The 12,218-nt window shown below is 60.7% G+C and carries 7 protein-coding genes; 4 read left to right on the top strand and 3 right to left on the bottom strand.

All coding sequences use genetic code 11. From position 1 onward, the window contains the following. Nucleotides 1-4 precede the first annotated feature (4 nt). The 3 genes from V8J88_RS12010 to V8J88_RS12000 form a co-directional block, all read right to left on the bottom strand. A complete protein-coding gene (locus V8J88_RS12010) occupies nucleotides 5-2,005 on the bottom strand; it encodes a DNA topoisomerase IV subunit B (RefSeq protein ID WP_338849774.1) in 2,001 nt (666 codons plus the stop codon). A gap of 314 nt (nucleotides 2,006-2,319) precedes the next feature. After that, nucleotides 2,320-4,014 carry a bifunctional protein-serine/threonine kinase/phosphatase gene (locus V8J88_RS12005; RefSeq protein WP_338849773.1) on the bottom strand — a complete coding sequence of 565 codons (1,695 nt, stop codon included), beginning with the start codon at nucleotides 4,012-4,014 and terminating at the stop codon, nucleotides 2,320-2,322. 10 nt (nucleotides 4,015-4,024) lie between these two features. Continuing rightward, on the bottom strand, nucleotides 4,025-5,248 hold the full coding sequence (locus V8J88_RS12000; protein ID WP_338849772.1) for a nitrate/nitrite transporter: 1,224 nt from the start codon (nucleotides 5,246-5,248) through the stop codon (nucleotides 4,025-4,027). A 342-nt stretch (nucleotides 5,249-5,590) separates the two neighbouring features. Between V8J88_RS12000 and nirB the strand changes: the two genes are divergently transcribed. The 4 genes from nirB (at nucleotide 5,591) to V8J88_RS11980 (ending at nucleotide 12,210) form a co-directional block, all read left to right on the top strand. Beyond that, nucleotides 5,591-8,047, top strand: coding sequence for a nitrite reductase large subunit NirB (nirB, locus tag V8J88_RS11995; RefSeq protein ID WP_338849771.1), 2,457 nt, complete (start codon nucleotides 5,591-5,593; stop codon nucleotides 8,045-8,047). Further along, nucleotides 8,031-8,435 carry a nitrite reductase small subunit NirD gene (gene nirD, locus V8J88_RS11990; protein ID WP_338849770.1) on the top strand — a complete coding sequence of 135 codons (405 nt, stop codon included), beginning with the start codon at nucleotides 8,031-8,033 and terminating at the stop codon, nucleotides 8,433-8,435. Before nirB ends, nirD begins: the two co-directional genes overlap by 17 nt. A 20-nt stretch (nucleotides 8,436-8,455) precedes the next feature. Next, complete coding sequence (locus tag V8J88_RS11985; RefSeq protein ID WP_338849769.1) at nucleotides 8,456-11,278, top strand: molybdopterin-dependent oxidoreductase; 2,823 nt, start codon at nucleotides 8,456-8,458, stop codon at nucleotides 11,276-11,278. A gap of 158 nt (nucleotides 11,279-11,436) precedes the next feature. Then, entirely contained in the window at nucleotides 11,437-12,210 is a 774-nt protein-coding gene (locus V8J88_RS11980) for a GNAT family N-acyltransferase (RefSeq protein WP_338849768.1), read from the top strand. Nucleotides 12,211-12,218: the final 8 nt, after the last annotated feature.

The raw sequence follows: 12,218 nt of genomic DNA, 5'->3' as shown, positions 1-12,218 counted from the left end.
CGCATCAAATATCCGCTTCCACTTCGTCGCCGTGCTCTTCCAGCCAGGAGCGGCGCGCTTGCGACTCGCCCTTGCCCATTAACATATTGAAGCGCGCCATCGAAGCGTCAAAACCGAATTCCCCTAAAGCCACCGGCAAGAGGCGGCGCGTGTCCGGGTTCATGGTGGTTTCCCACAGCTGTTCAGCATTCATTTCACCCAGGCCTTTGAAGCGGGAAATGCTCCAACTGCCTTCTTTTAAACCGTCTTTGCGCAATTTGTCTTCAATTGCGGTCAATTCGCCATCATCCAGCGCGTACAGTTTTTGAATCGGTTTTTTGCCGCGCGCCGGCGCATCCACCCGGTACAGCGGCGGGCGCGCCACCCAGATATTGCCGCGCGCAATCAATTGCGGGAAATGGCGGAAAAACAGGGTCAAGAGCAGCACTTGGATATGCGAGCCGTCCACGTCCGCATCAGAGAGGATGCAAATTTTGCCGTAGCGCAGGCCGGACAAATCGATTTCATCCTGCGGCCCATGCGGATCGACCCCGATGGCCACCGCGATATCGTGGATTTCATTATTCGCAAACAGGCGCTCGCGCTCGGTTTCCCAGGAATTCAAGACTTTGCCGCGCAGGGGCAAAATCGCCTGGAATTCTTTATCGCGCCCCATCTTGGCCGAACCGCCGGCGGAATCGCCCTCGACCAGGAATAATTCATTGCGCGAGATATCTGAAGATTCGCAATCAGTCAGCTTGCCCGGCAACACCGCCACCCCGGAGGATTTTTTCTTTTCGACTTTTTGCAGGCTGCGCATGCGGCTTTGCGCCTGGCGGATCGCCAACTCAGCCAGCTTTTTGCCATATTCCACATGCTGATTGAGCCATAATTCGAGCTGCGGACGGCAGCAGGTGGAGACTAAGCGCACCGCATCGCGCGAATTGAGTTTTTCCTTGATCTGGCCCTGGAATTGCGGATCGAGCACCTTGGCCGAGAGCACAAAGGAGGTGCGCGCAAACACATCTTCCGGCAGCAGCTTGACGCCCTTGGGCAAGAGCGAATGCAATTCGACAAAGCTTTTCACCGCGCCGAACAAACCTTCGCGCAAGCCTGATTCATGGGTGCCGCCATTTGGCGTCGGGATCAGATTCACATACGACTCGCGCACCACGCCGCCATCTTCAGTCCAGGCCACCACCCAGGCCGCGCCTTCGCCCTCGGCGAAGCCTTCGGCGTCGGCATTGGCGTATTGCTCGCCTTCAAACAGGGGAATCAAAAGCTGGCTGTTGCCATGCTGCGCCAATTCTTCCTGCAGATAGCCGCGCAAGCCTTGGTCGTATTGCCAGCTTTGGGTGTCGCCGCTTTTTTGATTGATCAGGCTGACTTTCACGCCCGGCAGCAAGACTGCTTTGCTGCGCAAGAGGCGCTGCAATTCAGCCAGCGGGATTACAGCAGAGTCAAAATATTTGGCGTCCGGCCAGACGGTGACGCGGGTGCCGGATTTTTTGCCATCGCGCGGGGCCGGCTGGGATTGCAGCGGGCTGACCACATCGCCATGCGCAAACGCGATCTGGTGCAAGCCGTTGCCGGCCTCATCCTTGCGCCAGACCATGATTTCCAAACGCGAGGAAAGCGCATTCGTGACCGACACGCCGACCCCGTGCAGACCGCCGGAAAAGGCATATGCGCCGCCGGAACCCTTATCGAATTTACCGCCGGCGTGCAGCCGGGTGAACACGATTTCCACGGTGGGCACGCCTTCCTCCGGGTGCAGGCCGACCGGAATCCCGCGCCCATCGTCTTCCACGCTGAGCGCGCCATCCGCGTGCAGCGTGACTTGAATATGTTTGCAATGACCGCCCAAGGCTTCATCGGAAGCATTGTCGATCACTTCTTGAATAATATGCAGCGGATTTTCCGTGCGGGTGTACATACCAGGGCGCTGCTTGACGGGTTCCAAACCCTTGAGCACCTTGATTGAGGCTTCACTATAGTCGGTCGTGGTGGTTTTTTTGGTAGCCATGCTTGCCATTCGTCAATGCCCATCCCGGGGCAAGAAAGACGGCATTCTAAACAAACTGCCGCCGATCCGCCAAACGCGTGCAAACAAATGCGCAGGCGGGGAAAAGGATCAGGCAAGATTTTAACTGTATTTTTATACAGAGGTGTGCTGTAAAGCGGATTTGCCGGAAAAAAGTGCATGCCAGGCTTTGAGCGCAACCCTTGGCAATCTCAAATCTGCGCACGATGCCGATGTCCGGCAATGCTGCTGTGGAGATATCATGCATTTGTCATGTATTTTTTGGATTTTCAAAGTTGAATGGGCAAAAGCCTCATTCAGCCACGCCACAACAAATACAAATTCAACACAATCGCCGCCAAGGCCAGCGCTTGCCAAAACGCCAGCGGGGCGCGTTTGAGCAAGGGCAGGGCGCGCGGGGCGGGCAGGGGGTGGGCGGCGCCGCCTTCGAGCGCCAACAGCAATTCTTCCGCCGTCTCAAAGCGCGCCGCCGGGTCTGCCGCCACGGCTTTTAAGATCACATGCTCCAGCCAAACGGGAATCTCGGGCCGGTAGCGCGCCGGCGCAGTCGGCGCGCCGAATTGCGGGCGCTGGAAGGCTTCGACTTCGCCATACGGGTAATGCCGCGTCAGCAAGTAATACAGGGTCACGCCAAAGGCATAGAGATCGCTTTGCCGGCCATGGGTGGCGCCGGCGAACATTTCCGGGGCCAGATAGCTGGGCGTGCCGGCCGGACGTTCTTGCGGCGCCGCCCCGGCGGGCATCGCTTCACACAGCGCAATGCCCAAATCCAGAATGCGCAATTCGCCATCCTCGCCCAGATGCAAATTGTCCGGCTTGATATCGCAATGGGTAATCCCGCGCCGGTGCAAGGCGCCGAGCGCGCGCGTGCCTAAGATCGCCAGCCGCAACATTTCAGGAATCGTCCAGTGCCGCCCCTCATCCTGCCATTGCTGCAGGCTGCGCCCGGCATGCCAGGTGCACAGCCAGTACAGCCAATGGCGCTCCGGGGCGTCGATCACTTGCGGGAAGAAGCGCGCCACCACGCGCCGCGCCAGCCATTCTTCTTGCGCCAGCGCCTGGCGCGCGGCGGCGTTGGCGGCGGCTTCTGGCAGGGTTTTTAAGACCAGCAGCCGTCCGGCCCCATCCTGCACCTGATACACCAGGCTGTGCGCGCTGTGTTGCAAACAGGCCAGCACTTGCATGCCGTCAATTGTCTCGCCAATTTGCAGCACGGGCGGCGGCGGCAGCCATTGCAGGCGGCTGACGCTTTCCTGCAAGTCCGGCGCGCCCAGGCTTTGCACGCACAGCACAATCGCGCTGGCGTTATCGCGCCCGCCGGCGGCCAGGGCGGCGGCGGTCAAGGCTTGCGCCGCCGCCTGCGCTTGCGCATCGCCGCTGATGCCCTGCAGTTGCGGCAAGTCCAGCCAGACATAGGGCGGCAGCGCGCCCCACACGCCATCGCTGACCAGGATGAAGGTGTCGCCCTGCTGCAAATCGCCATGGCCGTGGTCGATCAAAATGCGCCGGTCAAGGCCGATGGCGCGTGACAGCACATGCCGCATATGCGGCTGTTCCCACACATGGTCTTGGGTTAAACAGCTTAGAGTTTCGCCGCGCAAGAGATAAATCCGGCTGTCGCCGACATGCGCAAAATGATAGCTGCGTGCGCGCAGACACAGGCAGCTCAGGGTGCAGGCCATACCGCTCAATTCCGCATTCTGGCTGCCCTGATGCTGCAGCCATTGATTGAGCGCTTGAATCACTTTGTCCAAAGCGTGTTGCACGCTCCAGGTGTCGGAGGTGGCGTAGTAATCAGTGAGCAGACCGCGCACCGTGTACTCCGCCGCCTGACGGCCGCCGGCGTGGCCGCCGACGCCATCGGCCAGGGCCGCCAACACCCCCTTGCTGGCGCAGACCGGCGGCAGCGGCGTCACCATGCCAACGAAATCTTCGTTGGCCTTGCGTGGCCCGCATTCCGTGGAAAAGCCTGCCGCCAGTTGTAATTGCATGCCTGCTCCTTTAAATTCTGGCGTTCGTCACCGCGCTGCTGCCCCAGGTGGTGCGCCAGCGCTGTTTCACCAGGGACAAACCAAACAGGGCGAACACGGCCAGCAGGGCGAAAATGATGAAGCCGACTTGATAGCTGCCGCTTAATTGGCGCGACCAGCCCAGGCTGGAGGCCAGATAAAAGCCGCCGATCCCGCCCGCCATGCCGACCAGGCCGGTAATGATCCCGATCTCCTGACGGAAGCGCTGCGGCGCCAATTGGAACACCGCGCCATTGCCCGCGCCCAGCGCTAACATCGCCAGCACAAAGCATAACAGGGCTTGGCTGGCTTGCGGCAAACCGAAGCTGACCAAAAACAGGGCGCAGGCGGCAATCATATACATCACACCCAGGGTGCGGATGCCGCCATGACGGTCGGCCAGCCAGCCGCCCAGCGGGCGCACCAGGGAGCCGGCGAAGACGCAGGCGGCGGTGAAATAGCCTGCTGTCACCGGGGCTAAGCCATATTGGCCATTGAAATAAATCGTCAGCGAACTGGCCAGCCCGGAAAAGCCGCCAAAGGTGACGCTGTAGAAAAACATAAACCACCAGGCGTCGTTTTCGCGCAAAACGCTCAAATAGGCGGACAGCGGTTTGGGCGGCGGCGCGTCCGGCGCATCCTTGGCCATGAAGATAAACACCAGCAGCGCTAAGCCCAAGGGGATTAAGCACCAGCCGAACACATTTTGCCAACCCCAGGCCAGCCCCAGCGCCGGCGCGAACAGGGCGGCGAACACGGTGCCGGAATTGCCGGCCCCGGCAATGCCCAGAGCCTTACCCTGGTGTTGCGGCGGATACCAGCGCGAGGCCATCGGCAGAGCCACCGCAAACGAGGCCCCGGCCACGCCCAGCAAACCGCCCAGAATCAAGAGATTGTGAAACGAGCGCATATCCGATTGCCAGGCCCAGAACATGGCGGCGATCACAATCAGCTGGCCGATGATGCCGGCTTTTTTCGGTTGCAGACGATCCACCAGCAAGCCCATCACCAGACGCAATAATGCGCCGGCCAGCAGCGGGGTGGCCACCATCAACCCTTTTTGCGCCGGATCGAGCGCCAGATCTTTGGCGATCAAGACCGCTAAAGGCCCCAGCAATACCCAAACCATGAAGCTCAAATCGAAGTAAAAGAATGCGGCAAACAGCGTCGGCAGATGCCCGGCGCGCCAAAAACTTGTCGATGCAGGACTGCTCATATCGTTCTCCAGTGGGTCAAAACTGCGCTCAGTTATGCAATTGCTGTGCCATGTCCCGGTCTGGATAGATTTTTGTTGCGCTGCACAGTGAACGGCATCTGGCGGCATTCCTTGGGAAAACGCAGGCTGGCGGGCTTGTTTTGCCTGTTTATGGTGCGTTGCACTAAAAACAAGCCGGGACGCACTGGTCTGGTTATGGGGCGCCCGTTTGCAGTGCGCGCGGCTGCCGGCGGGTTTTGTTGCTGCATAAAAATGTAAAGAAAATCAATCTGTTAGCGGCTGAAATCCGGTCTGGCCCGGTTTTTGCAAGCAGGCTTGGCGTCACTCAGTGTGGAGGCTGGTATGCAAAAGCAAAAACTGGTATTGGTGGGGAATGGCATGGCCGGGGTGCGCACCCTGGAAGAATTATTGGCGCTGGCGCCGGATCGCTATGAGATCACAGTGTTTGGCGCCGAGCCGCACCCGAATTACAACCGGATTCAACTCTCGCCGGTGTTAGCCGGTGAAAAATCCCTCGATGAAATCATCATCAACGATTGGGACTGGTACAAGCAGCATGGTTTGACCCTGCACACCGGCTGCAAAGTGCAGCAGATTGCACGCCACGCCAAGCATGTGATTGACGAACAGGGACGTGTCACCCCGTATGACAAATTGATTTTGGCGACTGGCTCACAAGCGTTCATGCTGCCGCTGCCGGGCGCCGATTTGTCAGGGGTGCAGGCGTATCGCGATATCGCTGACACTGAGCGCATGATTGCCGCCGCCGCGCAATACAAGCAGGCGGTGGTGATTGGCGGCGGTTTGCTGGGCTTGGAAGCGGCCAACGGTTTGCGTAATCGCGGCATGGAGGTCAGCGTGGTGCATTTGCCGGATTGGTTAATGGAGCGCCAGCTCGACGCCGACGCCGCGCGCCTGTTGCAAGCGGAACTGGAGCAGCGCGGCATCCGCTTTTTGCTCAAACGCCAATCCGCCGCCTTGCTCGGCGATGAAGATGGGCGTGTGCGTGCGCTGCGCTTTGCCGATGGCGAAGAAGTGGCGGCGCAATTGGTGGTGATGGCGGTTGGCATCCGTCCTGACGAAGCCTTGGCCAAAAGCGCCGGGCTGGAATGCGCGCGCGGGGTGGTGGTGAATGATGTTTTGCAGACCAGCGACCCGGATATTTATGCGGTGGGCGAGTGCGCCAATCATCGCGGCACAGCATATGGCTTAGTCGCCCCGCTGTACGATATGGCCAAGGTGTGTGCGCGCCATCTGGCGGATCAGGATGGCGCTTTTGCCGCCGTGCAGCTTTCAACCCGCTTGAAAGTGACAGGCGTGGATTTGTTTTCCGCTGGCGACTTCATGGGCGGCGAAGGCAGCGAGGAAATTATTTTGCGCGACGCCGCAGCCGGCGTGTATAAGCGTCTGGTGTTGCGCGATGAGCGCCTGGTGGGGGCCTGTCTGTATGGCGATACTGCCGATGCGGCCTGGTATTTGCGCTTGATGAAAGAACAGGCGCCAATCGCCGATGTGCGTCCCTATCTGATGTTTGGCGAGCAGGCCGGCCAGGCCCAAGGCGGCCAGGCTGATCCGATTGCCGCTGCCGCCGCGATGCCCGATCAAGCCGAGGTGTGCGGCTGCAATGGCGTGTGCAAAGGCCAGATTGTGGAGGTGATCAAGCAGCGCGGCTTGCACAGCCTGGAAGAAGTGCGCAAGCACAGCAAGGCATCCGCTTCCTGCGGTTCGTGCAGCGGGCTGGTGCAAAATATTCTGTGCGCCACGCTGGGGCAGTCAGCTGCGGCGCCGAAACGCAAGAGTCTGTGCGGCTGCACCAGTCTGGGCCATGGCGAGGTGCGTGAGGCGATTGTCCAGCAGAAGTTATTGAGTCTGTCACAAGTCATGCAAACGCTGGGCTGGAGCACGCCCAGCGGCTGCGCCACCTGTCGCCCGGCTTTGAACTATTACCTGATTTCGAGCTGGCCGCATGAGGCCAAAGATGATCCGCAATCGCGCGCCATCAATGAGCGCGCGCATGCAAATATCCAAAAAGACGGGCGCTATTCGGTGGTGCCGCGTATGTGGGGCGGCATGACGTCCAGCGCGCAGCTGCGCAAAATCGCCGATGTGGTTGACCAATTCCAGATCCCGGCGGTGAAAGTGACAGGCGGGCAGCGCATTGATTTGCTTGGCGTGCGCAAGGCGGATTTGCCGGCAGTCTGGCAGGCGCTGGATATGCCTTCCGGCGCGGCCTACGCCAAGGGCTTGCGCACCGTCAAAACCTGTGTCGGCAGCGAATGGTGCCGCTTTGGCACGCAAGATTCCACCGCCATGGGGCAGCAACTCGAACACACCCTGAATTTGATGTCGGCCCCGCACAAGGTCAAGCTGGCGGTTTCCGGCTGTCCGCGCAATTGCGCCGAGGCCGGCATTAAAGATGTCGGGGTGGTGGGGGTGGATTCGGGCTGGGAAATTTATATCGGCGGCAATGGCGGCATCAAAACCGAAGTCGCGCAACTGCTGGTCAAGGTCAAAAGCGCGCAGGAAGTGATGGAATACAGCGGCGCTTTCTTGCAACTTTATCGCGAGCAGGGCTGGTATCTGGAGCGCACCGTGCATTATCTGGCGCGCGTCGGGCTGGAATTCATCAAGCAGCAAGTGGTGCAGGACGCGGCCAATCGCGCCGCCTTGTACGCGCGCCTGCTGTATGCGTTGGAAGGGGCGGCCGATCCCTGGTTGCAACCGGAGCAGGCCGGGGTCGATTTACGGCAATTTAATTCCTTGCAAGGGACGGAGGTGGAATATGCAAAACTGGCTTGAAGTGGGCAGCCTGGAACACATCCCGCTGCAGGGCGCGCGCGTGGTCGAATATGCAGACTTACCGCCCTTGGCGCTGTTTCGCACGGCTGACGATCAGGTGTATGCCCTGCTTGACCGTTGTCCGCACCAGGGCGGCCCCTTGTCGCAAGGCATGGTTTTCGCTGATTCGGTTTCCTGTCCCTTGCATAATTGGCAGATTGATCTGAAAAGCGGCCAGGCGCATGCGCCGGATGTCGGCTGCACGCCGGTGGTGGCGCTGAAATTGATGGCCGGCCAGGTCTATGTGGATGCGCACAGCTGGCGCGCGGCGGCCAGTGCGGCGCACAAGATGGCATGCCCGCAACACGGGGCCGCGCGCAGCATGCCGCTGCGTATTTACAGTATGTGAATCAAGCAGGGGAGTGGCGTATGGAAGCAGCCGGCCAGATCAAAGAAATCAAAAGCGCCTGCCCGTATTGCGGCACAGGTTGCGGCGTGCTGCTGAAAAGCGATGGCCGCCGCATTCTGGAGGTGCGCGGCGACCCTGCGCACCCGGCCAATTTTGGCCGGCTGTGCGGCAAAGGCGCCAGCCTGGCCGCTGTCAGTCAGGCGGCGCAGGGCGCGCGCCGCTTGCACACGCCGCTGTTGCGTCCCGCACGCGGCGCGCCCTTGCAAGAGATTTCATGGGAGCAGGCGTATCAGATCATGACAGAGCGCATGGCGCAGATTTGGCGCGTGCATGGCGCGGATGCGTTTGGCCTGTATGTCTCCGGGCAATTGCTGACGGAAGATTATTATGTCTTCAATAAACTGGCGAAAGCCTTATTGGGGACAAACAATATCGATTCCAACTCGCGCCTGTGCATGTCCTCTGCCGTGGCCGGCTATAAGCAAAGCCTGGGCGCGGATGCGCCGCCCTGCAGCTACGCCGATCTTGAGTTGGCTGATGTGGTCGTCATCATCGGGGCCAATCCGGCCTGGGCGCACCCGGTTTTGTATCGCCGCCTGGAAGCGGCGCGCGCCGCGCGTCCTGAGATGAAGGTGATTGTGATCGATCCGCGCCGCAGCGATACCGCAGCCGAGGCCGATTTGCATCTGGCGCTCTTGCCCGGCAGCGATATCACCCTGTTAAACGGCATTTTGCATCTGTGTTGCTGGGAGGGCTGGCTGGATCAAGCCTTTATTGCACAGCACACCAGCGGCTTTGCCGCCTTGCGTGAACAGCTGCGCGACTGCACTCCGGCGCTGGTGGCGCAGCGCTGCGGTATTGCGCAGGATGATTTGTTGCAAGCCGCGCGCTGGATCGGCCAGGCCGCTTTGCAGGATAAACGTGTGCTGTCCCTGTATTGCCAGGGCGTGAATCAATCGGTGCAGGGGGTGGCGAATAACAGCGCGATTATCAATTTGCACCTGGCGCTGGGACAGATAGGCAAGCCGGGAGCCGGCCCGTTTTCACTCACCGGGCAGCCGAATGCGATGGGCGGGCGCGAAGTGGGCGCGATGGCGAATCTGGCCAGCGGTCACCGCAATCTGGGCAATCATGAAGAGATGGCGCAAATCGCCGCACACTGGGGGCTGGCGGCGCAGGATCTGCCGCGCCAGCCAGGCTTGACGGCGCTGCAAATGTTTGACGCCGCCGCCGCCGGCCAGCTCAAGATGCTGTGGATCGCCTGCACCAATCCGGCCCATTCCATCCCCGATCAAAACCGCTTGCGCCAGGCATTGCAAACAACGCCGTTTGTGGTGGTGCAAGAAGCCATGGCCGATGTCGCCACGCTGGAATATGCCGATCTGGTCTTGCCGGCTGCCGCCTGGGGCGAAAAAGAGGGCACCTTGACCAATTCTGAACGCCGCATCAGCCGCGTGCATGCGGCCATCCCGGCCCCGGGACAGGCGCTGGCGGATTGGCGGATTGTGTGTGAAGTCGGACGCCGCCTGCAGCAATTGTTGAAACCTGCTTTGCCGCCGCTGTTTGCGTTTGATTCCGGGGAGGCGATCTGGCGCGAACATCAAGCGCTGTGCGCCGGGCGCGATCTGGACATCAGCGGTTTGACTTACGCCAGCCTGGAGCAGGCCCCGCAGCAATGGCCTTGCCCGGCGCCGGGACAGGCGCAAGCGCGCTTGTATCAAGATGGCCGCTTTGCCCATGCTGACGGGCGCGCGCGCTTTATTGCACTCACTCAAGCGGCGCTGCCGGAGCGCTGCGACGCGCATTATCCTTTTCTCTTGAACACCGGGCGCCTGCGCGATCAATGGCATGGCATGAGCCGCAGCGGTTTGTTGCCGGCCATGTTTGGTCATGTCGAACAGGCGTGTTTGCAGATGGCGCGCGCGGATATGGCGCGGCGCGGCTGGCAGGATGGGCAATTGGTGCGCGTGGCGAGCCGGCGCGGCAATCTGATCTTGCCCTTGCAAGCCAGCGATGAGGTGCGCAGCGGCCAGCTGTTTTTGCCCATGCATTGGGGCGCGGAATATCTGGGCGGACGCCAGCGCAATGGCGCGCCAGTGTATGGCGTGAATACCTTGAGTCTGGCGGCGCATGATCCGGTGTCGCGCCAGCCGGCCTTAAAACATGCGGCGGTGCAATTGGAAACGGTGGATTTGCCCTGGCGTATGCAGATTTTTGCCTGGGATGCGGATGCGCCCGCGCTGCTGGCGGCTGTGCGCCCCTGGCTGGCGCGCTTTGATTACGCCGCTTGTTCACTGTTTGGCAGTGCTGGCAGTGCTGGCAGCGCTGCTGAGGCGCACGCCACAGGTTGCGGCGCCGGCGTGCGTCTGTGGGCGGGCGCCGCCAGCGCCCCGGCCTGGGGCAGTGTGCAGGATTTGCTGGCGCTGTTTGGTTTGCTGGAGGGCGATATCTTGCGCTACGCCGATCCGGCGCGCGGTCAGGCGCGGCTGGTGAAGTTGGCTGGGCCGCGCCTGCAGGCGGCAGCCTTGCTGGGCGATTGTGCGGCGGCTGACTGGCTGTGGCCGATTTTGCGCGGCCGGCAAGACGCGCCGATGCCGGCCTGGCGTCTGCTGGGGCCGCAAGCCCCTGGCGGGCAGCCAGCGCCTGCCGCGCCCATGGTGTGCCAGTGCATGCAAGTCAGTCAAGCGCAATTGGAAACGCTGTTTTCGGCCTGTCCGCCGGATATGGATCAGGCCGCCTGTCTGGCGCATGCGCAAGCGCAATTGCAATGCGGCACGGCATGCGGCTCTTGTGTGCCGCAGATCAAGCGCATGCTGGGGCCGCGCAGCAAGGCGGCGGCTTGAAGCGATGCGATAAGCCGGCGCTTGACGCGGTTTGATTCACAACCGGGGCCTATCCTGCGTGCTGCAATGTCATGCTTCCTTCATCAGTCTGTCATGTGCTTGCAGCATTGCCGACTTACGCTCACAGCCATTGTCAACCAATGGCTGGAGGATACAGCATGCAAGTCTTCGATACCCGGGGTTTGAGCAGTAAACAGGAAAATAAAAACACGCCTCGTCTGTCACTTTCCTTGGCGCAGGATGCAGGTGAAGTGCGCGAAGCGCAAAGCCTGCGTTACCGCAGTTTTGTGCAGGAAATGGGGCTGGTGAATTTGCAAAATCCGGAAGGCCTGGATGCTGATGAGTTTGACCCCTGGTGCGATCATTTGCTGGTGCGCGACAATCAAACGCTGGAAGTGGTCGGCGCCTATCGTTTGCTGTCGCCGGCGCGCGCGCGTCAATTCGGCCGCATGTATTCTGAAAATGAATTCGATATCAGCCGCCTGTCCCATTTAAAACCGCGCATGGTGGAAGCCGGGCGCGCCTGCATCCATCCGGATTATCGCGGCGGTTCGGTTTTGATGCTGCTGTGGCAGGGTATGTCGGAATATATGCGGCGGCAACAGGCGGAATTTCTGGTCGGCTGCGCCAGCATCAGTCTGGCCGATGGCGGTATGAACGCGGCGGCGGTGTACCGCAGCTTGCAAGCGCAGAATATGGCCCCGCCGGAATACCGCGTCAAACCGCATCTGCCGTTTCCGCACGAACATTTGCACCCGAATGCGCAGCATAAAGTGCATGTGCCGCCCCTGCTTAAAGGCTATCTGCGGGCGCAAACCTGGGTCTGCGGCGAACCGGCCTGGGACCCTGATTTTGATTGCGCCGATTTACTCATGCTTTTGCCGCTGCGCAATCTGGATGCGCGTTACGCCCGCCATTTCGGCGCACTGTAAGGGAGGCC

Origin of the sequence: Massilia sp. W12, assembly GCF_037300705.1 — a bacterium.
GTDB lineage: Bacteria > Pseudomonadota > Gammaproteobacteria > Burkholderiales > Burkholderiaceae_D > JACPVY01.
Note: the sequence above shows the minus strand (reverse complement) of the source record. Positions and strands in the feature narration are given on the sequence as shown.